This is a genomic window from Paenibacillus sp. RC73 (genome assembly GCF_044908085.1).
Taxonomy (GTDB): domain Bacteria; phylum Bacillota; class Bacilli; order Paenibacillales; family Paenibacillaceae; genus Paenibacillus; species Paenibacillus terrae_A.
This window is the reverse complement of record NZ_JBIYCV010000002.1, coordinates 302,979-328,315: the sequence shown is the minus strand read 5'-3', so window position 1 is coordinate 328,315 and position 25,337 is coordinate 302,979. Positions and strand designations below refer to the sequence as shown.

Below are 25,337 nucleotides of genomic sequence, written 5' to 3'. Positions count from 1 at the left end.
TGGTCTCACCCCAACTCCATATGCTTTGCACGCAACTGGCCGCACGCAGCGGCGATATCATGACCCTGCTCACGCCGGATCGTCACATTGACGCCTTTCTCGGCAAGAATGCGCTGGAAATTAAAAATATCGCTGCGCGATGTGCGCACATACTTGCGCTCAGGCACATGGTTAACCGGAATCAGGTTGACGTGGCACAGCATGTCCTTCAGCACGTCCGCCAGTTCTTCAGCATGTTCCGCCTGATCATTCACTCCACCAATCAAGGCATATTCAAACGAAATTCTCCGGCCTGTTTTAGCAAGATAGTAACGAAGCGATTCCATAACATCCTGAAAAGGATAACGTCGGTTTACAGGCATCAGCTTCGAACGAAGCGCATCATTGGGGGCATGAATGGATATTGCCAGATTAATCTGGGTATCCTCGTCCGCAAATTTGTAAATATTCGGCACGATACCGCTGGTCGACACCGTGATGTGACGCTGACCAATATTCAGACCCTTTTCATGAATCATCGTACGCAAAAATGTCATGGTCGCTTCATAGTTTTCAAAAGGCTCACCCGAACCCATAATGACGATGCTGCTCACACGTTCATTCGTCTTATCCAAAATTTTCTGTGCCTGAACGACCTGCGCAGTTATTTCACCGGCGGTCAGGTTACGTTTGAGTCCACCAAGCGTCGAAGCGCAAAATGTACAGCCGATCCGGCAGCCCACTTGAGTCGTTACACAAATACTGTTTCCGTAATTGTGTCTCATAATAACTGTCTCGATAGCATGATCATCATGCAGACCAAACAGAAATTTTACCGTACCGTCCTTCGACTCCAGCTTTGTAATTTCATGAAGCGTCACAAAACTGAACTGGTCCTCAAGCTTCTCTCTCAGCGACTTGGACAAATTCGTCATCTCACTAAAATCATTGACCCGCTTCACATACAGCCAGTCAAAAATTTGTCCTCCGCGAAAAGCAGGCTCGCCATTACGCTTGGTCCAGTCCTGCAACTCCTCCAGAGTTAAATCATATATAAAAGGTTTCATCAATGTTTGCACCCGTTCCTTCTTCATTAAGTTCTGTTTCATTCTCACAGACAGTGTTTTTCATTCTTCCTATTTTAGCACAAATCCCTTAGGGGGTAAAAATTTTTCGTCCCAATGCAAAAACCGCCGGATGATGTCCGGCGGAATGTGGAAATGTTGGTGGTTGACTGCCTTCGGGATTCTTACGAACTATTTTACCCGGCGCAAACGCGCGATATAAAATCCGTCGCTGTGAAAATGCTGCGGCAACAGCTGTATCGAGCCGCGCTGAGCATGATCCATGCCGTCAGTTACGTCTGATAAGAAATGTCCTTCTGCCAGTTCATACTCGGGATGGTCACTTAAAAAACGGGTGATTTGCCCTTCATTTTCATCCGGTTCAATCGTGCATGTACTGTACACCAGAATACCACCCGGCTTCAAAAGCTCAGCTACGCTGTCCAGCAGTTCATGCTGGAGCTGCGTGATGTCACGAACATCCTGGAGAGTTTTACTCCAGCGCAAGTCAGGCTTGCGGCGGATCACTCCAAAACCGGAGCATGGCGCGTCCAGCAAGACGCGGTCAAATGATGCCGGAGCATAACGATTTTTCAACTCAAGTGCGTCCCCGGTGACCGTTTCCACGGCATCCAGCCCTAGCCGATCTGCCTGTTCCTGGATTAGCCGATGTTTGTGAGCATGCAGATCGTTGGCGATAATCCGGCCCTGATCCTTCATTAACTCAGCCATATGAGCTGTTTTGCCGCCCGGAGCAGCGCAGCAATCCAGTACCAGCATATCCGGCTCAGGCGCAACCGCCTCGGCGACGAGCATGGAGCTTTCGTCCTGCACGGACAGCAAACCGTCTGTATACCAGGAAGTGAGCGCCATATTTCCGCCGCTGCGAACGACAATTCCGTAAGGGCTAACCCCCGATGGAACAGCATCCATCCCTTTCGCAAGCATCTCGTTCAAGAGTTGATCACGACTGGTCATTGTCGTATTCACCCGCACGCTGACCGCAGGTGGCTCATTATTAGCGCAGCAGATGGCTTCCGCAATATCCACACCGTATTGCTTAATCCAGCGCTTGACCAGCCACTGCGGATGGGAATGCTCCAATGCAATCCGTTCCTCGGCTGACAGCCCGTCCGGAATGCGCAGCTTGTCCGGCTCACGCAGCATGCTGCGCAACACGCCGTTGACCATCCCTGAAATCCCCTGGTGTCCGCGACGCTTGGCAATGGTCACTGCTTCACTAACGACTGCATGATCCGGAATGCGATCCAGATATACGATCTGATAGACACTCATTCGCAACAGCGAACGTACCCAAGCCTGGAGCTTGGCTGTTCCTTTCTGAACAAACTTTGTTAGAAAATAATCCAGCGTATTCTGGCGTGCAACCGTACCATATACAAGTTCCGTGGCCAAGCCAGCGTCACTCGCGGACAAGCCCGCCTGTTGAAGCCGACGGTTCAGCTCAAGGTTGCTATATGCACCTTCCTGCTCAACTCCCGTCAGCACGTCCAACGCAACTTCCCTAGCCGTCTGGTTACGGGTCTTGCCTGCTCTTGCACCAACGTCCCTGCCTTGGCCTCCCTGACGGGAGTGACCGCCGCTCACCCGAGCACCGTGCCCGGCTTCATCTGGCCGCCACACGCAAAGTTCCCGGCTTCCATAACCTTCTTGCCTGCCGGCTGCACCTGTGTCAGCCAGAGCGTGCCCTTGCCCGTCTGTACTTCAACGCCACGGGCAGTCAATTGCAGAACTGTTCCGGGTGCTGGAGCATTTGGACCAGCCGCTTCACTATGGATGGAAGGCTGCTCAGCCGCCCATATTTTAAAAACATTTTCTTCCCACAGCGTAAATGCACCTGAAAACGGAACCAGCCCACGAATCCGGTTGTATATTTGCTGCGCACTGTCATTCCACGGAATGCGCTCATCGTCGCGGTTCAGGTTCGGAGCGTAAGTTGCCTCTTCCTCGTTTTGCGGCGTTCGACCCGATTGCCCTGCCAGCAGCTTAGGCAGCTCATCCTGTAAAAGCTCTGCTCCATCTATGCTCAGCTTCTCAAAAATCGTACCGGATGTATCCTCCGGTTCAATAGCAACCTCAACCCGCGATATCATATCGCCGGTATCCAGTCCTTCCGCCATATACATCAGCGTTACACCTGTAACGGTTTCGCCGTTAATAATTGCACGCTGGATTGGCGCCCCTCCCCGATAACGAGGAAGCAGCGAACCATGTACGTTAAGACAGCCGAAACGGGGCAAGTCCAATACGGATTTAGGCAAAATCTGCCCATAAGCCGCTGTTACGATCAGATCCGGACGCAGCTCCGCCACCTGAGCCACCGCTTCCGGCTGGCGTAAGCGGGTCGGTTGAAGCACAGGCAACCCGCGCTTCTCCGCCGCTTCCTTAACTGGCGTAGGCGTTAATATTTTTTTCCGTCCCTGCGGCTTATCCGGCTGCGTAATGACACCGACTACATTATAGCCATTGTCCAGCAGCATGTTTAACGAAGGCACAGCGAAATCCGGCGTGCCCATAAAGACGATACGAATGTCTTGACTCATCGAACCTCACTCTCCTGTCTGACGGTTCGGTCCTGGCTGTTCCGGAGCAACCTCATATACTTTTTCCGCAATATCCGTAAATAAAACTCCGTTCAAATGGTCAATTTCATGTTGAAAAGCCCGAGAAAGCAATCCTGTCGCTGTAACCGTAATCACCTTACCATCACGGTCCAGCCCCTTGACGGTAACCTTCTCGGCACGACGCACATCACCATTTAACCCAGGAATACTTAAGCAGCCCTCAGCACCCAATTGCTCGCCTTCTTCGGACATAATTTCAGGATTTATCATTTTAATTAAACCATGCTCATCCCCGGCATCCACAACGATTAGACGCTTCAAAATACCTACTTGTGGAGCAGCAAGGCCCACTCCCTCAGCTTCATACATGGTATCTGCCATATCGTCGAGCAGCTTTTGCACGTTAGGCGTAATTTTAGTAACTTCCTTTGCTACTTTGTGCAGTACATCATCCGGTTCCAACACTATAATTCTAATTGACATGACAATAGAACACCTTCCTCTTTATCCTTCATTTAAGCTTCGTCGTATTCACAACAAGCGCGACTGCTACATTATCCTATGTACGGACGGCTTGTCCGCATTAACTGTGCCGAAAACTTTTGCGCATACGCTACATAAGCATCTGCGGATCGACATCCAGACTGACCAGCAGCTTTTGGGCCTGTGCGGATTCCGCCATTTCATCAGCTACCTGCTGGGCCAGACCAATCGCATCTATATTTCCACGCCATTTTATCATACATTGAAATCGGTATCTATTCTTGATTCTCGAAATCGGTGAAGCTACAGGCCCTAAAATGTCAAGCACATCCGATGTAAGCCGATCCATATTGCCGAACCAGCCCCTTTGCCTCGCTCTCCCTTGTACTGTGGCTGAATAGTTCTCAGCCAGTCGAACCAGTACAGGGAGCTGTTCATGAGAGAAGGTCACCAAAATGAGACGGCAATACGGTGGATAATGCAGATTACGGCGGTGTTTTAACTCTTCCCTGACAAAAGAACCGTAGTCGTGCCGACTCGCGTGAATAACCGAGTAATGTTCCGGTGTATAGGTTTGCACGAACACTTCCCCAGGCAATTGATGCCTCCCGGCGCGTCCGGCTACCTGTGTTAACAACTGGAATGTCTTTTCCGCAGCCCGAAAATCCGGTAAATTAAGCGCCGAATCCGCAGTGATGACACCTACCAGCGTTACATCGGGAAAGTCCAGCCCTTTGGCAACCATTTGGGTGCCGAGCAGTACATCCGCTTTTTTATCACGAAATTGCTTGAGCAGCTTTTCATGGGCATTTTTCTCCGTCGTTGTATCGACGTCCATCCGCACGACACGTATACCGGGAAACAGCTTTGCCAGTTCCTCTTCCACTCGCTGAGTACCTGTGCCAAAGTAGCGAATATGCTCACTACCGCATTCCGGACAAACCTGAGGCACGGGCTCAGAATAACCGCAGTAATGGCAACGTAAATTGTTTGACCGCTGATGATATGTGAGCGAAATATCACAATGCGGGCAACCCGCCACATAGCCGCAGCTACGGCACATGACGAACGTAGAATGTCCGCGCCGATTCAGTAGCAATACTGTCTGTTCCTTGCGCTCCAGCCGCTCTGCGATTCCGTTATGCAATGCGCGGCTGAACATGGAGCGGTTGCCAGCACGCAGTTCCTCGCGCATATCCATGATATGCACCTCGGGTAATGAGTTCCCTAGTGCGCGAGTCTGCATTTCAAGCAGCAGCGGTGCAAACTCGTCATTACTTTGCGAGCGGGCCGCGTAATAGCTTTCCAGAGACGGCGTAGCTGAACCAAGAATAACCACAGCCCCATGCTGATGGGCTCTGCGTACAGCCACGTCACGCGCGTGGTATTTGGGTGTCTCTTCCTGCTTATAGGAGGTTTCATGCTCCTCATCCATAATAATAAGGCCAAGTTCACGAAAAGGCGCAAATACAGCCGAACGGGCGCCAATCGCCACCTTCACACGGCCTTCGCGTATTTTACGCCACTCGTCGTAACGTTCGCCTCCGGACAGTCTGCTGTGCATCACCGCGACCTGATCGCCAAAGCGACCTTTAAAACGCTCTACCATTTGCGGTGTCAACGATATTTCCGGAACCAGCACAATCGCCTGACGATTCTGCTCAATACAGCGCTGAATCGTCTGTAGATAAATTTCCGTCTTACCACTGCCCGTAACTCCATGCAGCAAATAAGCTCCTTGCTCACGCGTATCCAGCTGCCGGATGATCCGTTCATACACGTATTGCTGCTCTTCGGTGAGCGGCAACGGCTTCGTAGGCTTGAAGTTTCTACCCCGATAAGGGTCGCGGAACACCTCTACATCCTCAAGCACCGCATAGCCCTTATCCTCCAGCGCCTTGACCGTTGCGGCTGATACACTAAGCGAGGTCATGACTTCCTTCAGCGGCAGGGGCAGAAACTCGCTGCGTTCCAGCAAAAAAGCAAGTACCTCCCGCTGACGCTGCGCTTTGGCGGAAAACTGTTCAAGCGCCGCTGATGCCTCTTCTATGCCGATAGCCAAATCCACGGCCTTCATGGTCTTCTTGCCAAGCTTGTCCTTAATAACCTGACTCTCCTGAAGCACCCCCCGGCGCAACAGCGATTTAATAATCTCTGCTTCTTCGGGGAAACGGCGGCTTAGCTGCTGAAGCGGGACTTGCTCCTTCTCCTGAATAAAGCTGACAATCTGGCGTTCAGCCGGGTCGCTCATACCATCGTCGGTCAGAAGAGCCCATTCGGGTTCTCCCCTCATATCCGACCGCATGGCTCGATGTGTATCCGCTTCTGAACCGTAATTCAAAACGTCAGCAGCAGGCAGATGATCTGTGAATTCATGCTGCTCAGCGATAGAAATATAACGTTCGGCCTTGCCCTTTAACGCTGTAGGAATCATCACTTGCAGCGCCATAATTTGATTGCAGGCATAGCGTTCGCTTATCCATTTACCCAGTTCTACCAGATCCGGAGACAGGGGCGGTACCAAATCCAGCAGCTCCTGTATCGCCCTCATCCGATATTTCGGCGGCTCCTCGGCCGGTACTACCGAGATGACAAATGCCTGCACCGTCCGTTTGCCGAATGGCACTGCAACCCGGCTACCCGGCTCAATCCATGGCCGCATTGACTCAGGAATCAGATAATCGAAAGTACGATCCGTATCCTTGGCGGGCACATCTACAATAACTTTGGCAACTAAATTGCCCATTTCCATTAATGCAACACCCCACCCATACGTCCAGCCGCTATCGTAAGGAGCTTACGCGCTACTTCTTCCTTTGACTGCACAGGAATACGTTCTACCATTCCGCCACGGTCATAAATTTGTACAGCGTTCGTATCGACGCCAAAGCCTGCTCCATCAGCAGTTACGTCGTTAGCCGCCAGAAGATCACAATTTTTTCGCTCCAGCTTATCCATGGCATACGTCTCCAGGTTCCCGGTCTCCGCAGCAAAGCCGATTAAAAATTGATGCTTCTTGCTTCGTCCGAGTGACTCCAGAATATCGATATTCTTCACTAACTCCAGTGTAAATGTACTATCCTTCTTCTTGATCTTGGTCAGTGCCGCCTCACGCGGTCGATAGTCTGCAACCGCAGCAGCCATCACGACCAAATCGCTCTCTTCCCACTGTCTGAGCACAGCGCTATACATGTCGTCAGCGGACTGAACTTTTTCAATCGAAATGCCCACAGGAGGCTCCGCACTTGTATTTGCAGCAATCAAATGTACATCGGCACCCAACTCCTGAGCCACTTTTGCGATGGCAAAGCCCATTTTACCGGAAGAGTCATTCGTAATGTAACGTACCGGATCAATTCTCTCGATCGTGCCTCCAGCGGTTACAATCACTTTTTTGCCTGACAGCAACCGTTTATTGCCATTCAGCAGCGAACCTTGCGATTGTCCACCCGAATCCACAGCTTCTCCGCCAAACCAACGTGGCTCCGGCTTGTTGGTGACGCCCTTACCTTCCTGTTCTTGCTGTTCAAAAAACCGTTCTACCGTTTGTACGATGGTTTCCGGCTCTTCCAACCGTCCTTTGCCAACATAACCACAAGCCAGCAATCCTTCACCCGGCTCAATCATCATGACACCCCGGGATACGAGCGTCTCCATGTTTTGCATTACTGCGGGATGAGTATACATATGCACGTTCATAGCAGGTGCTACCATAATAGGTGCTGTCGTTGCCAGCAGCGTTGTGGATAGCATATCTTCAGCAAGCCCATGCGCCATTTTCCCGATGATATTTGCGGTTGCAGGTGCAACCAGCACCAGATCGGCTTTGTCCGCCAGATGAATATGGGATACGACGGACGGTTCTCTTTCATCAAACGTGTCACTGTATACCGGATTACGAGAGAGCGACTGAAGCGTAAGCTCGGTAATAAACTCCTTCGCGGATGCCGTCATAATGACATGAACCTCGGCTCCCTTTTGCGTTAGCTTACTACACAGCGCAGCCCCTTTATAAGCGGCAATTCCGCCGGTAATACCAAGAATAATAACTTTCCCCTTCAACATCGTTAACTCCCCCTGACCGAAAAAAATAACAACCTTGCGGTTGTCAAAGAAATTGGCATTGCGCCCGGTTATAATAATTGTCTATAATTCTTATTCGTCTTCGCCACTTTCAAGACGCAAATGATCCGCGTAGATCTCTTCCAACGCCACTCCAACTTGCTTGTGGGATTTAGGATTCTTGAGAGTCGTCTTCTCACCCTCGCGCAACTGTCTGGCACGGCGTGAAGCCGCTACAACCAACGAATACTTACTATCTGCCTTTTTCATCATTTCATCAATGGAAGGATACAGCACTAATAGACACCTCTTCATGTAGTTTTGGGACTATACAAGCTGAATTCCAGTGTACATTTCCGAGTTCAGCTTGTATAGTAATTTTCTCTTTAAGTACGCTTGGCATATATATAGTCCTCGTTTATGGATGGACCTTACAATGTTCGGCGATAATAATGGATTCTATTCGTTTACAAGCGAAATCAATCTCATCATTGACAACCGCATAATCATAGTGACGCAACAGATTCATTTCATCCACAGCTACCGACATGCGGTGATCAATGGTTGCCTGAGTTTCTGTGCCCCGTCCCCGAATCCGGTCCTTCAATTCATCCAGCGAAGGCGGAAGCAAGAAAATGAAAATGCCATCAGGAAATTTCTCCTTCACTTTGAGCGCTCCCTGAACCTCAATCTCCAGAAAAATATCTTTTCCCTGCGCAAGCGTCTGATCTACAAAATCACGTGGAGTGCCGTAATAGTTACCTACGTACTCTGCATGCTCCAGCAACTCATCCCGTTCAATCATGCCCAAAAACTGTTCACGCGACTTAAAAAAATAGTTAACTCCGTCCTGTTCACCCATGCGGGGCGTGCGGGTTGTCGCGGAAACCGAGTATGTCAATTCCGGCAGTTTTTCACGCAGTGCGTTGCCTACTGTTCCTTTGCCGACACCCGAAGGTCCGGATAATACAAATAATAATCCCTTAGCCATAGTACACTCCATTTTTATTCGTCATTGTCATCATCTTTAGTGGATAGTCGATGAGCGACCGTTTCCGGCTGCACCGCAGACAAGATCACATGATCACTGTCCGTTATAATAACAGCTCGTGTCCGGCGGCCATAGGTAGCGTCAATCAACATATGACGGTCCCTAGCTTCTTGTATAATCCGCTTGATCGGAGCAGACTCCGGACTGACGATGGAGATAATTCGGTTGGCCGACACGATATTGCCGAAACCAATATTGATCAATTTGATTGCCATATTCAGGTCTTTCCCCCTATACATGTGACTATTGCAGCCGTGCCGCTACCAGGTAGCTACTCGATGTTTGCAGCCTGCTCACGAATTTTTTCCAGCTCCGCCTTCATCTCGACGACTAAATTAACTAGCGCAAGATGATTGGCCTTGGAGCCGATCGTGTTGACTTCCCTGTTCATTTCCTGGATTAAAAAATCTAATTTGCGACCGGCTGGCTCGTCCGGCAGCAGCAATCCCCTGCATTGCCCAAAGTGACTTTGAAGCCGGGTAAGCTCCTCATCAATACTGCTGCGATCCGCGAATAAAGCAATCTCCATTCCGAACTTATGCTCATCAAGCGTAAATGAACCATCCTGAAGCTCAGTAAGTCTATGTTTTAGCCTGTTACGGTAGTCGCTCACAACATGAGGAGCCAGCACAGTCATTTCATGATGCAGGGACTCCAAACGCGAAATACGGGATTCCACATCCTGCGCCAAATGCCCGCCTTCTCGTCTTCTCATGTCCAGCAGTCCCTGCAATGCTTCATTCAGAGCTTGCTGAAGCTGCTCTCCCCAGCCCTCTTCGTCTCCATTGCAAGCCTCACCAGGCTCACCCAGAACGTCAGGCAGCGCAAGAATGTCGCTTATACCCAACGTTCCCTTCACGCCGTACCGATCCGCCAGCTGCTCCGCTGCATGCAAATAAGCCTGCACTACAGTGTCATTCAACCGTGCGGCGGGTATCTGTTCTTCATCACGTTCCCTGTGAATGAAGACGTCGACACGGCCGCGCTTGATTTGCTGTTGAACCGTTCTTCTCAAGTCATCTTCATAACGAGTCCATTCGCGCGGAATCCTCATCATCACTTCGCAATAGCGGTGATTCACCGATTTCAGCTCCAAGCGCACTTTATAGCCTTCATAATGAAGGATGGCTTGACCGTATCCGGTCATACTCAATGACATCGGCATCACATCCATTATACTATTGTAATTGATTATTATAGTCGAAACAAGGGGGCCTGCACACGGCCGGATTTTTGCCATACATAAGAAGTCAGCTCCGCCGTCATTTCATAGAACATAAATGGAGTCATTAAATAGATACCGTTAAAATGCTCCATCGCCGTATCTAGCAGCTCCTTGGCAATGGTCACGCCCATCGCGCGGCCTTCCGCCCCCTCCAGACCAGACATACGTGCACGAACCTCGTCCGACAACTGGATGCCGGGTACCTCGTTGTGCAAGTACTCCGCATTGCGCCCGCTGGCCAGCGGCATAATACCGATAAAAATCGGCACCTCCAAATGACGGGTCTGTTCCGCCATGGCTATAATCAGTTCGCGGTCGTAAACAGGCTGGGTCATAATGTAATCCGCACCGGAAGCAATTTTTTTCTCCAGCCGCTGCACAGCTTTGCCCAAATGCTTGACATTGGGATTAAAAGCGGCACCCACCACAAAATTAGCTTTTTGCTTGAGTGGCTTGCCGGAAAAAGCGATACCGTCATTCAATTGCTTGATCATACGTATAATTTCAAAAGAAGTCATATCATACACCGAGCTGGCACCAGGCAAATCACCGAACCGCGCCGGATCTCCTGTAACGGCCAATACATGATCAATGCCCAGCGCATCAAAGCCCATCATGTGGGACTGGGTACCAATCAGGTTACGATCACGGCAGGCAATATGAATTAACGGGCGCATGCCCGTTTCAAGGCTCACCAAATGTCCAAGCGCCATGTTGCTCATGCGAGTAACCGCAAGTGAATTGTCTGCCAGCGTAAGCGCGTCGGCCCCGGCCGCTTTCAGTGCCTGTGCCCCCTGCATGAACCGTGTAATGTCCAGATCGCGCGGAGGATCAAGCTCTACAATCACCGTATGCCGTTCCTTGACCAATTCCACAATGTTGGGTTCGCTGGCGCTTCTACCGTTGCCCCGTTCCCCTTCACGTGCAATCTGTTCCGGCTCAGCCACAATGACTGGCGCATCTGTCAGTATCTCTCTTGGAGCCAGAGGAGGAGGCTGCAAACCATTCAAAGCTTTTGAAATCGCTGCGATATGCTCTGGTGTGGTGCCGCAGCAGCCACCGATGATTCTCGTACCCAGCTCTACGAAGGAAGCAGCGCATTCCCCAAAATATTCAGGCGATGCACCATACACATAGTGACCATCCACATAATCCGCCAGACCCGCATTAGGATATACGGACAGCGGTACAGACAGCGGACCGTCCAGCTGCTCCATCACACTCATAATCCCCTGTGGGCCAGAGTGGCAGTTAAATCCGAGGATATCCGCCCCTTCATTTCGCAGCACCGTAAAAGCCTCCGCCACCGAAAATCCATCCTGTGTACGCCCTACCTGATCTACCGCAAACTGACAAATCACCGGGGTATTACTATATTTACGCACACCACGAAGGGCAATGCGCACTTCATCCAGCGAATAGAACGTTTCGCACAAAATGCCGTCCACCCCTTCGGAGAGAAGTGCATCAATCTGCTGATCATAGTTACGTGCCAGCTCTACCTTTGATATATTAAGCCGTTTGCCACCGCATATGGAGCCTACCGCACCCACCACATAGTGCTCTGGGCCAGCCGCTGCTCTGGCAATTCTCACCCCGGCACGGTTAATTTCTTCCACCTTGGATTCCAGCCCGAAGCGGGCCAGTTTATAATCGTTTGCAGAAAACGTATTGGTCTCCAGCAACCGTGCTCCCGCTTGTACATATTGACGATGCACGTCTGATATGACGTCAGGCGACGTGATATTCAGCTCTTCGTAAGACGTATTTACCGGAAATCCAAGCTGATATAAAAAGGTTCCCATTGCGCCGTCTCCGACAATAATTTCACGATCCAGCACAGTACGCAAATCCGGTTTCATGTCCTCTTCTCCACCCCGCTCTTTATTTTCATACTAATGTAACATAAAGAGACTGCAAACATAAGCCAAAAACAAAAAAAGCCGCCCCACTCCCCATATTTATGCGATCAGGAGCGAAGCAACTTGACTCATCATAGCTATATTCTATTACCTTTATTGCAATTTCCCATCGGCAGAATGAAGAGAGAATGCGTAAAAAGTTCCTTTTTTATTCACTTTACCCACAATAGAGGGCGTCCCCTTTTGTTTTTTGGAAAATGTATATGCATTCCCCTGGATTTCAACACTATAATCGGATAAGTTAATGTTAAATAACAGTTGGACCTTGGGCTTGGCCAGCTTCAAAGCTTCAGAGGCCGTATATTTAGGGCTGGTAAACGATTTTTTGAAATCCGTGTCATCGTTCCAGTCCACCCCAAAGGTGGATACAGCCAGCACTTTGCCGGTTACTGCGCCAATTTTGATCTCACTCGCCTCGCTTGCATCCTCAAACGACCAATAAGAAAGCCCCTTTGCCTCGTCCTTGTAACGTGAAGCATGCAGCACCGTGATACGCTGTCCGCTAACACGCTTGAAGCTGTTCACTGCACGATTTAGCAATACAGGGTCCACCTGCTTCAGCGGATAGTCGGCATTAATGGTGATGCTGTTGCCGCGATCCACATCAACGTACAGCGAGGAAGCCTTTTCCCCGGCCCCCCAGAACACCCAATAATTCGAAGGCTTGTTAGACTGGTAAGGGGATTTGACCCGCCAGAATGCCTCAAATTGCAGGGGACGCTTGCTATCAAACGCTTTGGCGCTGTTCAGCACTTTAGTTTTGAGTGGCGCGTCCATCGCTTTTGCCAAGCTGCTTATTTTATATCGAACGGTTGTAGAATCCACTCTGTTTTTTTCCTTATTATATTCCGTCTGAATCGTAGCTGTTCCATCCTCCAGTTCGCCCTCGACAATCCAGGTTTTACCCATATCCGTCACATCGTCAAATTGAAATGCCGTCTTCGTACCGATGAGTTCTTGTACTGCCTTTTCCAAACGATTCACGACAGTAGGGGTTAGTGAGCCGACCTGCTTATCAGTCGTTTTTTCCGCAGTAGCAGGAACGGTCGCGGCCTGAGCCGGAAGCGCGGCGACTACAAATATAAGAGCTGCAAACGCTGAAATCCAACGAAATTTCCGCACCATGAACGGCCTCCTTATCGTTTTCTCATTTTCTATATTATACATGGTTCAGACGTCAAAAAAAGACAGAATGTTGCTTCATGCCCCGCATTTCCTTCATTTTATACGAAAAAAGGCGAAAAAAAGAAGACCGGCTAAGGTCTTCATCACACTTATCCCAATCTTCCTCTATCACAATGCTGCATTCGCTTATTTCAGGACAAACGACCATCGTACACAATCTCAGCCGGCCCCGTCATATATACATGATTGTCATTCTCGTTCCATTCGATATCCAGATCTCCGCCCTTCAGGCTGACAATCGCGCGGCGGTCGCTATATCCGTTCAATACAGACGCCACAAGCGTAGCACAGGCTCCGGTTCCACATGCCAACGTAGGCCCGGCTCCCCGCTCCCATACTCTCATGTCAATGTGGTCCCGGCTTCGTACCGTAGCGAACTCGACATTTGTTTTTCTAGGGAACAGCGGGTGGCATTCCAGCTTCGGCCCCCAGGCTTCCAGATCAAAGCCAGGTGCATCCTCAACATAAATGACACAGTGCGGATTGCCCATGGATACAGCTGTAAAACGAAAGCCGCTGCCTCCAGCTTCGATGGACTGGTTGATGACACTAGCCAGATCCAGCGTTGTTGGAATTTTCAAACCCTCCAGAATCGGTTCTCCCATATCCACCTTCACTTGACGTACAAGTCCGCCCTCTACGGTCAATTCGACCTGCTGCACACCTGCACCCAGCGTCTCAATCGTAATCTGATCACGACTGATATGCTTGCGGTCATACACATATTTGGCTGCACAACGGATGGCATTTCCGCATTGCTCAGCCTCCGAGCCGTCTGAATTAATGATGCGCATGCAGAAATCCGCTCTTTCAGATGGCAATATATATACCAGACCGTCAGCGCCGACACCAAAATGTCGGTCACACAGCCGAACAGCCAATTCCGAAGCGTCAGGCGGCAATTCCTGATACCCAAACCAAACGATAAAATCATTACCCAATCCGTGCATTTTTGTGAATTCCATAGCTTCCCCCCGCCGTTGCTGCTAATCTCATGCTCCTTATGAAGCTTTGGTTCCATGATAGCATACGGGGCAAAAAGGGAAAAGTGATGCAAGTATGTCTGTCCCGAGCAGGAAGCTTAAGCCGAAAACTTCGTGCGCCCTGGAGCGAAGCGCGTATGTCCGCCACGACGACGGTTGCGTCTGCCACCCCATACGCTTCCCGCCCCCATCAGGAAGGTCGGAATACCGGCAGCGACAATGGAAAGCGCCCATTCGCGGAAGCCGAGCGGTACCGTTTTGAAAATAGGTTGCAGCACAGGTACGTACATAACCACCAGCATCAGCACCACCGAAGACAGCACGGCAAGCACGAGATAACTATTTTGAAACGGATTACGGTGGAAAATAGAACGGGAGCTGCGACAATCAAACACATGAATGAGCTGTGCCAGCACCAACGTGGCGAAGGCAACCGATTGTGCCTTGACCAGTTGTGCCGCGTTATCAGGCGCGATACGCAGTGTCAGCCAGAACGCCGCAAGCGTACATAAGCCGATCAGCAGGCCGCGACTAATGATTTTCCAGCCAAGACGGCGGGCGAAAATATTTTCCTTCGCGCCGCGTGGTTTGTGCTCCATAAGATCCTTTTCCGGCTGATCTACACCCAGAGCCATCGCGGGAAGCCCGTCAGTCACCAGGTTCACCCATAAAATCTGAATCGGAAGCAACGGCAATGGCAAACCGGCCATCATCGCGAAAAACATCGTCAAAATTTCACCGACATTGGAGGCAAGCAGATAACGGATAAATTTACGAATATTTTCGTAAATATTTCGCCCTTCCTCAATCGCTGCTACAATCGTCGAGAAATTATCGTCGCTGAGCACGAGCGCAGCCGCTTCCTTGGTCACATCCGTTCCTGTTATGCCCATCGCAATACCGATATCCGACGCCTTAATCGCTGGCGCGTCATTCACGCCGTCTCCAGTCATGGCTACGACATGCCCGCGTCTTTGCAGCGATTTGACAATCCGCAGCTTATGCTCCGGGGATACCCGCGCATATACAGAGACCATGTCTACTGCTTTGTCCAGCGCCGCATCATCCATCACAGATAGCTGCTGTCCGGTCAGCACATGCGAGCCGCGCTGAAAAATGCCTAACTGCTGCGCAATGGCCTCAGCTGTTGTACCGTGGTCGCCCGTAATCATCACCGTGCGGATGCCAGCGCGGCGGCACTTGCTAATAGCTTCGCGGGCCTCGCGGCGCGGCGGATCAATCATACCCGTAAGGCCGATGAAGATGAGCTGATTCTCAGCCTCTTCCACCGAGACGACACGCTCATGCGAGCGGATATCCCGGTAAGCGACACTCAGTACACGGAGTGCCTCCGAGGCCATTCCTTCGTTGGCTGCCAGCACCTTTTGGCGCAGCGTGCCCGTTAGTGGAACGACATTCCCTTCCCATAAAATGTAGGAGCACTGACCTAACAGCACATCCGGCGCGCCTTTGGCAAATACGATATGCCCTCCTTGATGCCTTACAAGTACAGACATCCGTTTCCGCTCCGAGTCAAAAGGAAATTCGCGTTCCCGTGTATACAGCTCATTCAGCCCCTGGCGCGTAACCCCGCCCTTGGCGGCTAACGTGACAAGCGCCCCCTCCGTCGGGTCGCCTTTCAGCTCCCAAACAGCGGACGGCATCGGCTCCTTGGTTTTCTTTTTTGAGCGTAGCTCATCCATGTCGGCTTGAACAATTTCCGCGTTATTGCACAGCACGCTGGCTTGCAGCAGTCTGCGAAGTGATTGTCCGTTTTTGAGGTCCGCAGGAGCATCCCTGTCCATAATATGTCCGTGCGGGTCATAGCCCTCTCCTGTCACTCCCCAGAAGCGACCGTCCACCCATAGCTTGGTGACCGTCATTTTGTTCTGGGTCAGTGTACCTGTTTTGTCAGAGCAAATGACAGACGCACATCCGAGCGTTTCAACCGAAGGCAGTTTTCTCACAATCGCCTTGCGTTTGATCATACGCTGCACGCCCAAGGCGAGCGCAATCGTCACAATGGCAGGCAAGCCTTCCGGTATAGCTGCTACAGCCAAGCTCACCCCTGCCAGGAACATACTCATCGCTGGCTGTCCATGCAGGATACCCGCTACGACGACAAGCACCGTTAACGCCAGTGCTACTATGATCAGAATTTTACCCAATTGCTCCAGTCTGTGCTGCAACGGGGTCTCCTGAGACTCCGTATTTTGGATCAAGTCTGCGATTTTGCCCATTTCCGTATTCATGCCTGTACGAATAACGACTCCCTGAGCTGTACCTCTGGTCATCATTGTGCCCATAAAGCCGATGTTCTTTTGATCTCCCAGCGGTACCTCGGCGGCATGAATAGGACGGCAATGCTTGCTCACTGGAACCGATTCGCCAGTCAGGGCGGATTCCTCCACATCGCAGCCATTCGTGCTCAGCCATCTTATATCTGCGGGAATACGATCGCCGCTTTCCAATAGCACGATATCACCCGGTACCAGCTCTCTGGCCTGAATCTGAATCCGTTTGCCTGCTCGCAGTACTTTAGCGGTCGGAGCGGACATCTGCTTCAAAGCTCGAAGCGAACGTTCAGCTCTAAACTCCTGCACAAAACCAAGAATTCCATTCAGCACAACAATAGCAATAATGGTAATCGCATCCAGATATTCGCCGAGCAGGCCGGATATCAGTGTGGCTCCCATCAGTACGAGCATCATAAAATCCTTGAACTGATTCAGCAGCAGCAGGATCGGCGAGACACGCTTCCCCTCGCTCAGCTCATTCCATCCTGACCTTTCTCTTCTTTCCGCAAGCTGTTCCTCCGAAAGACCCTGCTTCGGGTCGACTTCCAGGCTTGTTGAAAGCTGTTCATTGCTTAATTGGTGCCAGTGTGCTTGTTCCATTCTCCCCAATTCCCTCCCGGTCAGATAGTCCGTTTCCGTCGGTAGTGCGTAGGATGGCTGCCCGTAATTGCGTTTTTGTGCCACGAATGCTGATAAGCTGGACAGACTTTCTAGATTCAATCTATTCGGACAGGACCTGAAATATCACAATGCCGCTTAAGTTTTGTCCCAAAGTTATGTATCATAGAAGGAAGGCAAAAATATTTGCTTCAAAGGAGAACAAACATTATGGCATTGGACGGAATCGTAACCCGCGCTATCGTACACGAGCTGCAAGGCATCCGGGGCGGGCGCATCAATAAAATACATCAGCCGAACGATCACGATATCTTACTGAATCTGCGGGCTCAAGGCGGGAGTGTCAAGCTGCTGCTGTCGGCCAACCCGACATTCCCGCGTGTACATTTTACAGAACAAAGCTTTCTCAATCCGACGGAGGCCCCTATGTTCTGTATGCTGCTTCGCAAGCACTGCGAAGGTGGTATCATCGAAAAAATTAGCCAGGTGGGCATGGAGCGTATTATTCACATGGATGTGCGTCAGCGTGATGAGCTGGGGGATATTTCACTCAAGCGAATTATCATTGAGCTGATGGGCAGACACAGCAACATTATTTTGCTTGACCCGGAAACAGGCGTTATGCTGGACGGCATCCATCATGTTACACCGTCTATCAGCAGCTATCGGATCATCATGCCCGGCTTTCAATACACGGAGCCTCCTGAACAAAATAAGCTGAATCCGCTGGAAACGGAAGAAACAGCTTTCGCATCCTCATATCAGACAGCTATCGAAGCAGAAGAAGCTCCCAAACGCTGGATCGTGAACACCTTTACTGGACTGAGTCCCCTTATTGCCGAGGAGATGCTGACCCGAGTTTCCAACGAAGCACCTGCTGAGGATTATCGTCCGCTGTGGAATACATTTAGTCACATCATGGATGACGTCCGGGATCATCGTTTTCAGCCGGTATCCGGTCTGAACGCACAGGAAAAAGTGATATTTTCTGCCATTCCCCTCACGTTGATTCAAGGAGAGCGCAAAGAATACACTACGATCAGCGAGTGTATGGAGGACTTTTTCGGTGAAAAAGCAGAACGGGATACGGTCAAGCAAAAGGTCAGTGACCTGCTGCGCTTCCTGCAAAATGAACGGAGCAAAAACGTAAAAAAACTAGACCATCTGCATCAGGATTTAGCTGAGGCCGAGGACGCTGATCAATTTCGCATTTACGGGGAGCTGCTGTTCGCTTCGCTGCATGAAGTGAAAAAGGGCGACAAGGAAGTGACGCTCACCAACTTTTATGATGAAGAACAGCGTCCAATGACTATCCCGCTGGACCCGTTGCTGGGTCCATCAGATAATGCGCAACGGTACTTCAAAAAGTACAATAAATATAAAAACAGCCTGGCTGTCATTGATGAACAACTGGAGAAAACACACGAAGAAATTCGGTATATGGACAATCTCCTACAGCAACTGGCTCATGCCTCCATGAACGATATCGAGGAAATACGTGAAGAATTGGTTCAGCAAGGCTATCTCCGAGACCGGGTCAAAAAAGGGAAGAAAAAGAAGAAAACTGACCGTCCAACCTTACACGTATATACGTCATCCGAAGGCATCGAGCTGCTGGTCGGCAAAAACAACTTACAGAACGAATATGTAACGAACCGACTGGCCGGGCCTAATGACACGTGGCTGCACACGAAAGATATTCCGGGGTCACACGTCGTTATTCGCGCTGAGCAATTCGGAGACACAACGCTGGAGGAAGCAGCTCAGCTCGCTGCCTATTTCAGCCAGGCCAAACAGTCCAGCAGCGTGCCCGTAGACGCCACCTTGATCCGGCATGTGCGCAAGCCTAGCGGAGCCAAGCCCGGCTTTGTTATCTACGATCATCAGCGCACGCTCTTCATCACACCCGACGAGGAGCTGGTCAAAAAGCTGCCAAATCGCATCAAAAACGGCTGAGCCGCACTAGCATAATCTAGTAAATAAGTATCCATTCAGGAACGCCCGCCACGAAGCATAGCATAGCGGACAAGTTCCTTGCATCCACTTAAAGCCCCTTATCTTGTGCAAAGCCACACTTCATGTGTGCAGACACAATACAAGGGGCTATTTGTGTTTCCTATTGCTGTTTCCTATCGTCATTCTGTGATACATTTTCATATATGTGCAATAGCAGCCTTTCTCAACTCCTCCACGACCTGACTCTCCACACTACGGCTGCCCAGATCACCGTGAAAAATAACGCCTTGGCGTGCACCATGAAAATCCGAGCCACCAGTCGGGATCAGCCCGTAGTGTGCCGCCATTGCGGCATATCGACTCTCAGCCGCATCATCATGGTCTGAATGTCGCACTTCCAAGCCCGCAGGCTTCGCCTCCTCTACAATGGAGCGAACCAGCTCATCATTGCCATACAATCCAGGGTGAGCCACCACTGATACCCCTGCTGCTTCCCGAATCCAGCTTATGGCCTCCGCAGGCTCCACTCGGGGCACAGACACATAACCGGGCGCTCCCTCTGCCAAATAACGGTCAAACGCATCCCTCATATCCTTCGCATAGCCTTTTTGCACCAGCGTATCCGCCATATGCGGACGTCCAATGCTTTCATCTGGCGCCAGCGGTCTGCCCATCGTAGCTACCACCTCATCCAGTGTGATTTCCACACCCAGGCTACGCAGCCGACTCAAAATCAGATCATTGCGGGTATCCCTCGCCTGACGTAGCTTTTCCAACCGTTCCAAAAAAACTTCATTACGGTAATCCATAAAATAACCGAGTATATGAATATCCTTACCACCTGCCCGTGTGCTAATTTCCACACCCGGCACCACTGTAATGCCCAATCGCCGCCCTTCCTCAAGCGCTTCCTCCAGCCCAGCTACCGTATCGTGATCCGTAATTGCAACCCCTGCCAGTCCTTTTTCCTTGGCCCAACGCACATTGTCCGCTGGTGGCTGCATTCCGTCAGATGCCTGAGTGTGAGTGTGTAAATCGTATCGTCCCGAATTCGTCTGCTCCTCCATTACGCATTCTCCTCCTCTTTCATCTCTGCAAGCTCGTCCACCGTATCCCCGGACACGTTCGTTCCCTGATCATGACGACGCAAGAATGACAGAAAGGTCACCACCGGAATCGGCAATAGCGCTGATTTCAGATGAATGGCATAAAACTCGCGTTTAAAGGTGATATCGGAAATATTTACGATTTTCAGCAATCCGAGTGCAACCTCGTGCTTCACCGAAGAAGGCGATAGCATCGTAATGCCTAATCCCGCCTCCACCGCCGATTTGACCGCTCCAGTGCTGCCCATCTCCATAACGATGGAAAGTCGGGACGCATCAACACCACGGCTTTTCAGCTCATCCTCTATCACCTGCCTTGTACCTGACCCCTTTTCTCTTGCTACAAAAGGATGCTTAAACACGTCCTCCAGAACTACCTTTTTGCCCTTGGCCAGTACATGATCCGAAGGAACAATCAGCTTCAGCTCATCCTGCATCACGGGCTCCACCACGATATCCGGGTGTTGAATCGGTGCTTCAATCAGCCCTAAATTCAATTGATGCTTTAAAATATCATCCATAATTTGAGTCGTATTCATTACATTCATTGCCATGCGTATATGAGGGTACTCCTGACCAAACGGCCCCAACATTCTCGGCACAATGTACTCGCCAATCGTAAGACTTGCGCCAATATGTAATCTCCCCTCCAGCATGTGAGTAAAAGCAGACATCGCCTCATCAGCTTCACGAATTAGCTGCATGCTTTTTTTCGCAAAAGGCAGCAGTGTCGCTCCTGCCTCCGACAGCTCGATTTTTTTGGTAGATCGATGCAGTAGCTTCGTACCAAAATAATCTTCCAAAGACTGAATTTGCATCGTCACGGCAGGTTGCGTCATATGCAGCGCTTGCGCCGCTGCCGAGAAGCTCCCCCGCTCCGCTACCGTATAAAAAATATGCAGCTGATGAAAGTTCATACTAACAGCCCTCTCCCCTCTCTGATCTCCTTATTTTAACATAAGAAAAACATCTGTCGAAGGATTCCCAAGAAAACAGACCTAAATTAGTGGATTTTTATTATAGATTTTATAAATAAGCATTTTGCATAAATCCCAAGAGCGATTTCAAATCAGCAATATATAGATCAAAATCGGTCTAGTTTGTCTATATATTGTACTTTTAAGCGTCGGAAATCGAATGATGCAAAATGCTGAAATAAAAAAAGTATGCAGCTGATTCCTGCATACTTCTAATAGATAAGGTACTAGACGATATCCCTTCCGCCAAATCAACGTCTATTTCCGTTTGCGGGTGCTTTTCATCAGTGTCATACGCCGCGAATGGCGCAACCAGGAATAGTATGACTTCAAATCCCGCAGTTCAATGGTCTCTGACATCCTTCCCAAAAAGGTGATCACAATCATTTTGTGGAGCGGGTTACCCGCAATATCCATTTCGCCAGGCAACTCACCAAACTCGGCCACGACGACCAGGTCACCATCAATTAAATATACATCCTCTTCATTGTGATAATAGGACTCCATCCTGTTTTGCTTCAGGCATTCCCAAAGCCAGGCGGCGATATGATTCGTTTCGGACTGTTTCTGTTCTATACGGTCTAAGTAGCGTGTTTGCGCATGATTTGTAATCACAATATCGGCGACCTTCTTGTCGCCCATCTCTACGTAGAACGGTTCGTATGTACTCCATCGCTGCATTGCCTTGTCACGCACGGGATCACTCTCCCCACCAGATAGGTCTTTATATCTACCAATATATTCATATGTTACCTCAACAGACCCGGGACTACAAGTTACAAAATTGAAGTTTATCGCTAATTTTTAAAGATTATTTTAGGTCTATCAGCATTAAGGCTATTATGCAAAAGTCCTGACTTTATAAAAAAAAGCCAGCCCATAGGCCGACTTTTTAATAAAACTTGAAAAATAACACCTTTAAAAATTATATTTCATACTCTTTTAATTTTTCCTTATCGTCGTTATACTCCGTCCTTATCTCATTTCGGAAGGAGCGTTCGACCTTGCGCACATAGGAAAGCCTGCGAATATTTTTAACGGTATCCTCTGCCCGATCCGCATTCATGTAAATGACAACATAATGCATACGCCTCGAAATATAGTGGACATTCCCGTATTTCTCCAAATTGCGGGCAGCCTTGATATCGCTTACCCAAATGATGTACCCTGTCCGCTCGGCAAACATTCGCTTCATCTCCCCTCCATTCGATATCATCCCTATGGCCTATCCGCAGGAGCACTTGCCTCCGCTACCGCAGCCACCCTTTTTCACATTCGGATCATTGCTCGGCACTTTAATGGTGTCGGACACAGAATAAGCAATCGTTTCGGACATGGCATGGAGCATATCATCCAACGCCCTTTCTGCCCGTTTGAACTCCTGAACCTCCTGAAATTGTTCAAGTTCCAGTTCAACGAGCTGCACTGCATCCTTCGCTTCATGAAAGTTTGGGTGAAAATGCCCAAAGCGTTCCGTTTCCGCGAACAGCTCCTTTTTGGCATCCAGCTTGCGTACACACGCCTGAATCGACGGATTCAATTCCACACGCTGTTTCCAATATAAATAATCCGATACCTCAAAGGACCGGTTGACCATATCGCCCAATTCATAGGCGTTAATAAGCACTTCTGCCATATTGACCGTATTCAATTCGGCTACGCTCATGAATGTTCATCTCACTTTATATAAAGTTCTACTGGTAAAGTAGACTCATTTATCATACCACATCCTTCTTTTGAGAAGAAGGAGTTTCATGCACATCCTGGCTCTTCTATGTAAAAGGAACCAGCAGGCGCATGTCCGACCATTCCCCCGGCTGTAAAGTCGTGCGGGGCAACGTCTCACCGTCCGTTCCGGTAGCATACCAGCCAGTCACACTCCACGGCTCACCGGGAGCCACCGCTTCCGGTATCCATTTGACCTCTTTTTCACCGATTCGCAGTCCTACCGCCGCTTGCCAGCGAATCGCCTGTTCCATGAGCTGCCGAGCGGTGGATGCATGGTAGCTTCTCCATTCTTTCGTCCATGACGCGGGTACTGCCAATTTCTCTGGAAAATAATCGGATGGGTCAGGTAGCGTATGCTCCCGTTCATAAAAATGCAACGTCCGCCCCGTATAAACCAAACCTGCCCTTCCCTCTTGAGAAAACATCGGCCATTCCTGAGTTGAGTCTGTTAACGTTTCGCCAACCGTCGTTTCTGTATCATCCACATCAAATAGACTGTTGGAACTATCCGTACAAATTCCCTCCGTTTCCGCAACCAGCGGATAACGGTGAACAGGCTCGTCCACCCCCTCCAGCTCCCGGCGCGGACTTAGCCCAATCGTAGCAAGTGTCCTGCGGATTTTGGCAGCCGAACGTGCCGGAATAATAAAGTCCCTTTCACCAATCCGTTCAAGCAATCCAGCCAGTCCGGGGTGACGTGCAGCAGTGTCTGCGTCCTCTCGGGTACCACAGCGCAGAAGTGTTACCGTTGCAAACGCTATCCGTCCCACATCTCCTGCCCACTGCTCCACTGCCACGCGTACATGGTCAGGCACGCCTGTCCGGCTAAACTTGTCCAGAAGAGCAGGAATAGCTTTGGCCTCCATCCCCAACTCGATCGCCTCTGTAACACTGTCTCGGGTGATCCGGTATACCACCATTCGGTCCCCCGTCACACGTTTGCAGAAGCATTCCAGCTTCCAGCGCACATCATAAGCTACATCCGGTGGCACCAATATTTCAAAATCCGGCTGTACATAAAAGGTACCTGGCTCCTGAACCGCATCCTTCTCATCATCGGAACGAAGCATATCCAGCACCGGTACGTTCCAGCGAAAACACAGTTCTCCCGACGCGGTCAGCCCCCAATCACCCATTCCAAAGGCGGTCAGTGCGGTCAGCCATCCCTTAACCATATCTATGTATTGTCCGTTAAAGTTGAAATCAGAGACTGTGTTGCCCTCAATTCTTACGGGGCTTGCATGAATAGCAGCAAATTCCAAAATATTACTACTTTTCCGATCCTCTTTACTCAGACTCTCCTGCGTAATCAGTCCCGTCTGAGTCATCCATTGGAGCAACGGCCCGATATGTATCCAGCCTTCTGGTCCCGCATGAGTGGAGGCCACACACAGCATATACCGAAAATGCTGCATAGACGCTTCGGCCTTGCCGTACCTTTCCATGAGCGTGACAAGAATATGCTTGCGCATTTGCCAAGCGGACAAGCGAACCCACGCTGCCAGCCCGGATTCCTGAACATGAAAAGAAGCAGCTTCCTTCAGCAGCAGACCCAAGCTGAGCAGCAAGTCCATCATCACCACCGTTTGCACCGGATATAGCTCGGCGTGCGCATATTGTAGCCCAAGTCCAGTCAAATCTTTCGGATGAAAGGGAGTCAGCTCGTTTAGCTTTTGCAGCGACCGTTTATGAATGGTCCCTTTCGCTGTCAAAGGTACTCCCTGCACTGCAATACGGGACAACACATGTAGCAGCTCCGCTTCCAGTCCCGTCATTGCTTCATGCACCGTCAGCGGTTGGTCTGTATCCATCGCTTTCATCGTACTTTGGCTTTGCTCCAACAGCATTTCGTACAGATCTGGCAGCCGATAAACCGGAATATATAACATTCGTTCGCCCCACGATTTGGTAACCGCCTCCAGCCAGCCCCGGTCGCGCAGTCCGTGCAGTGCCAGTTTCGTTTCGGCTCCGCTCAATGCTCCCCGGGTAAGCCGTAATGGCTCTTCTTCCTTCATGGGCTGTCCCGCGTGTCGGATAAAGCATCGACGTAGCACCAACAGCTCATCCGATGCAAGCTCCTTCCAGCCGCCTTCCGTGTCCGTTACGCCCATCCTTG

Annotated in this window: 21 protein-coding genes; 1 reads left to right on the top strand and 20 read right to left on the bottom strand. The window is 50.2% G+C overall.

The features are described 5' to 3' along the window. Nucleotides 1–5: 5 nt before the first annotated feature. The 14 genes from rlmN to ABH897_RS04935 all read right to left on the bottom strand — a co-directional run bounded on the left by rlmN (nucleotide 6) and on the right by ABH897_RS04935 (nucleotide 17,436). Nucleotides 6–1,046 (bottom strand): dual-specificity RNA methyltransferase RlmN, encoded by a 1,041-nt coding sequence (gene rlmN, locus ABH897_RS05000; protein ID WP_283652384.1) that lies wholly within the window; start codon nucleotides 1,044–1,046, stop codon nucleotides 6–8. Between the two features lie 189 nt (nucleotides 1,047–1,235). Further along, complete coding sequence (gene rsmB, locus ABH897_RS04995; protein ID WP_404591452.1) at nucleotides 1,236–2,651, bottom strand: 16S rRNA (cytosine(967)-C(5))-methyltransferase RsmB; 1,416 nt, start codon at nucleotides 2,649–2,651, stop codon at nucleotides 1,236–1,238. Continuing rightward, nucleotides 2,648–3,607, bottom strand: coding sequence for a methionyl-tRNA formyltransferase (gene fmt / locus ABH897_RS04990; protein WP_404591317.1), 960 nt, complete (start codon nucleotides 3,605–3,607; stop codon nucleotides 2,648–2,650). The genes rsmB and fmt overlap by 4 nt, the downstream gene beginning before the upstream one ends. Nucleotides 3,608–3,613: 6 nt before the next feature. Further along, on the bottom strand, nucleotides 3,614–4,111 hold the full coding sequence (gene def, locus ABH897_RS04985) for a peptide deformylase (protein ID WP_404518837.1): 498 nt from the start codon (nucleotides 4,109–4,111) through the stop codon (nucleotides 3,614–3,616). Between the two features lie 130 nt (nucleotides 4,112–4,241). After that, nucleotides 4,242–6,863, bottom strand: coding sequence for a primosomal protein N' (gene priA, locus ABH897_RS04980; RefSeq protein WP_283652387.1), 2,622 nt, complete (start codon nucleotides 6,861–6,863; stop codon nucleotides 4,242–4,244). Continuing rightward, nucleotides 6,863–8,176 carry a bifunctional phosphopantothenoylcysteine decarboxylase/phosphopantothenate--cysteine ligase CoaBC gene (gene coaBC, locus ABH897_RS04975; protein ID WP_283652388.1) on the bottom strand — a complete coding sequence of 438 codons (1,314 nt, stop codon included), beginning with the start codon at nucleotides 8,174–8,176 and terminating at the stop codon, nucleotides 6,863–6,865. Before coaBC ends, priA begins: the two co-directional genes overlap by 1 nt. A gap of 90 nt (nucleotides 8,177–8,266) precedes the next feature. Beyond that, a complete protein-coding gene (gene rpoZ, locus ABH897_RS04970; protein WP_013310893.1) occupies nucleotides 8,267–8,470 on the bottom strand; it encodes a DNA-directed RNA polymerase subunit omega in 204 nt (67 codons plus the stop codon). Nucleotides 8,471–8,591: 121 nt separating this feature from the next. Continuing rightward, a complete protein-coding gene (gene gmk / locus ABH897_RS04965; RefSeq protein ID WP_137063621.1) occupies nucleotides 8,592–9,164 on the bottom strand; it encodes a guanylate kinase in 573 nt (190 codons plus the stop codon). A 14-nt stretch (nucleotides 9,165–9,178) separates the two neighbouring features. Then, on the bottom strand, nucleotides 9,179–9,439 hold the full coding sequence (remA, locus tag ABH897_RS04960; RefSeq protein ID WP_005548256.1) for an extracellular matrix/biofilm regulator RemA: 261 nt from the start codon (nucleotides 9,437–9,439) through the stop codon (nucleotides 9,179–9,181). 56 nt (nucleotides 9,440–9,495) lie between these two features. Then, nucleotides 9,496–10,383, bottom strand: coding sequence for a YicC/YloC family endoribonuclease (locus ABH897_RS04955; protein WP_404591315.1), 888 nt, complete (start codon nucleotides 10,381–10,383; stop codon nucleotides 9,496–9,498). 35 nt (nucleotides 10,384–10,418) lie between these two features. Then, nucleotides 10,419–12,311 (bottom strand): bifunctional homocysteine S-methyltransferase/methylenetetrahydrofolate reductase, encoded by a 1,893-nt coding sequence (locus ABH897_RS04950; RefSeq protein WP_283652390.1) that lies wholly within the window; start codon nucleotides 12,309–12,311, stop codon nucleotides 10,419–10,421. Nucleotides 12,312–12,464: 153 nt separating this feature from the next. Further along, nucleotides 12,465–13,493 carry a hypothetical protein gene (locus ABH897_RS04945; RefSeq protein ID WP_404518973.1) on the bottom strand — a complete coding sequence of 343 codons (1,029 nt, stop codon included), beginning with the start codon at nucleotides 13,491–13,493 and terminating at the stop codon, nucleotides 12,465–12,467. Nucleotides 13,494–13,687: 194 nt separating this feature from the next. Beyond that, nucleotides 13,688–14,521 (bottom strand): diaminopimelate epimerase, encoded by an 834-nt coding sequence (dapF, locus tag ABH897_RS04940; protein WP_283652391.1) that lies wholly within the window; start codon nucleotides 14,519–14,521, stop codon nucleotides 13,688–13,690. Between the two features lie 116 nt (nucleotides 14,522–14,637). Then, entirely contained in the window at nucleotides 14,638–17,436 is a 2,799-nt protein-coding gene (locus tag ABH897_RS04935; RefSeq protein WP_283652392.1) for a calcium-translocating P-type ATPase, SERCA-type, read from the bottom strand. Between the two features lie 228 nt (nucleotides 17,437–17,664). Here ABH897_RS04935 and ABH897_RS04930 point away from each other — a divergent pair, with 228 nt between their 5' ends. Next, nucleotides 17,665–19,410 carry an Rqc2 family fibronectin-binding protein gene (locus tag ABH897_RS04930; protein WP_283652393.1) on the top strand — a complete coding sequence of 582 codons (1,746 nt, stop codon included), beginning with the start codon at nucleotides 17,665–17,667 and terminating at the stop codon, nucleotides 19,408–19,410. Between the two features lie 197 nt (nucleotides 19,411–19,607). On the opposite strand, the gene ABH897_RS04925 is transcribed toward ABH897_RS04930, so the two are convergent. The 6 genes from ABH897_RS04925 to ABH897_RS04900 all read right to left on the bottom strand — a co-directional run bounded on the left by ABH897_RS04925 (nucleotide 19,608) and on the right by ABH897_RS04900 (nucleotide 25,332). Further along, the gene (locus ABH897_RS04925) at nucleotides 19,608–20,477 is read right to left on the bottom strand and encodes a PHP domain-containing protein (protein WP_404518832.1); all 870 of its coding nucleotides are present in this window, start codon (nucleotides 20,475–20,477) and stop codon (nucleotides 19,608–19,610) included. Next, complete coding sequence (locus tag ABH897_RS04920; protein ID WP_404591312.1) at nucleotides 20,477–21,433, bottom strand: selenium metabolism-associated LysR family transcriptional regulator; 957 nt, start codon at nucleotides 21,431–21,433, stop codon at nucleotides 20,477–20,479. The genes ABH897_RS04925 and ABH897_RS04920 overlap by 1 nt, the downstream gene beginning before the upstream one ends. A 318-nt stretch (nucleotides 21,434–21,751) precedes the next feature. Next, complete coding sequence (locus tag ABH897_RS04915) at nucleotides 21,752–22,189, bottom strand: hypothetical protein (RefSeq protein ID WP_014282310.1); 438 nt, start codon at nucleotides 22,187–22,189, stop codon at nucleotides 21,752–21,754. Between the two features lie 229 nt (nucleotides 22,190–22,418). Beyond that, entirely contained in the window at nucleotides 22,419–22,679 is a 261-nt protein-coding gene (locus tag ABH897_RS04910; RefSeq protein ID WP_014282311.1) for a YlbG family protein, read from the bottom strand. A 39-nt stretch (nucleotides 22,680–22,718) separates the two neighbouring features. After that, nucleotides 22,719–23,159, bottom strand: a complete 441-nt coding sequence (locus ABH897_RS04905) for a YlbF/YmcA family competence regulator (protein ID WP_014282312.1) — start codon at nucleotides 23,157–23,159, stop codon at nucleotides 22,719–22,721. A gap of 106 nt (nucleotides 23,160–23,265) precedes the next feature. Then, nucleotides 23,266–25,332 (bottom strand): helicase-associated domain-containing protein, encoded by a 2,067-nt coding sequence (locus ABH897_RS04900; RefSeq protein WP_404591310.1) that lies wholly within the window; start codon nucleotides 25,330–25,332, stop codon nucleotides 23,266–23,268. Nucleotides 25,333–25,337: the final 5 nt, after the last annotated feature.

What these genes read in the sequence shown, in the direction of transcription:
- ABH897_RS04925 (WP_404518832.1), bottom strand. Translation starts at nt 20,477, where the DNA reads ATGGAGGAGCAGACGAATTCGGGACGATACGATTTACACACTCACACT.
- ABH897_RS04900 (WP_404591310.1), bottom strand. Translation starts at nt 25,332, where the DNA reads ATGGGCGTAACGGACACGGAAGGCGGCTGGAAGGAGCTTGCATCGGAT.
- rlmN (WP_283652384.1), bottom strand. Translation starts at nt 1,046, where the DNA reads ATGAAACCTTTTATATATGATTTAACTCTGGAGGAGTTGCAGGACTGG.
- ABH897_RS04930 (WP_283652393.1), top strand. Translation starts at nt 17,665, where the DNA reads ATGGCATTGGACGGAATCGTAACCCGCGCTATCGTACACGAGCTGCAA.
- ABH897_RS04920 (WP_404591312.1), bottom strand. Translation starts at nt 21,433, where the DNA reads ATGAACTTTCATCAGCTGCATATTTTTTATACGGTAGCGGAGCGGGGG.
- ABH897_RS04910 (WP_014282311.1), bottom strand. Translation starts at nt 22,679, where the DNA reads ATGTTTGCCGAGCGGACAGGGTACATCATTTGGGTAAGCGATATCAAG.
- fmt (WP_404591317.1), bottom strand. Translation starts at nt 3,607, where the DNA reads ATGAGTCAAGACATTCGTATCGTCTTTATGGGCACGCCGGATTTCGCT.
- dapF (WP_283652391.1), bottom strand. Translation starts at nt 14,521, where the DNA reads ATGGAATTCACAAAAATGCACGGATTGGGTAATGATTTTATCGTTTGG.
- ABH897_RS04935 (WP_283652392.1), bottom strand. Translation starts at nt 17,436, where the DNA reads ATGGAACAAGCACACTGGCACCAATTAAGCAATGAACAGCTTTCAACA.
- gmk (WP_137063621.1), bottom strand. Translation starts at nt 9,164, where the DNA reads ATGGCTAAGGGATTATTATTTGTATTATCCGGACCTTCGGGTGTCGGC.
- ABH897_RS04950 (WP_283652390.1), bottom strand. Translation starts at nt 12,311, where the DNA reads ATGAAACCGGATTTGCGTACTGTGCTGGATCGTGAAATTATTGTCGGA.
- ABH897_RS04905 (WP_014282312.1), bottom strand. Translation starts at nt 23,159, where the DNA reads ATGAGCGTAGCCGAATTGAATACGGTCAATATGGCAGAAGTGCTTATT.
- remA (WP_005548256.1), bottom strand. Translation starts at nt 9,439, where the DNA reads ATGGCAATCAAATTGATCAATATTGGTTTCGGCAATATCGTGTCGGCC.
- coaBC (WP_283652388.1), bottom strand. Translation starts at nt 8,176, where the DNA reads ATGTTGAAGGGGAAAGTTATTATTCTTGGTATTACCGGCGGAATTGCC.
- ABH897_RS04955 (WP_404591315.1), bottom strand. Translation starts at nt 10,383, where the DNA reads ATGTCATTGAGTATGACCGGATACGGTCAAGCCATCCTTCATTATGAA.
- priA (WP_283652387.1), bottom strand. Translation starts at nt 6,863, where the DNA reads ATGGAAATGGGCAATTTAGTTGCCAAAGTTATTGTAGATGTGCCCGCC.
- def (WP_404518837.1), bottom strand. Translation starts at nt 4,111, where the DNA reads ATGTCAATTAGAATTATAGTGTTGGAACCGGATGATGTACTGCACAAA.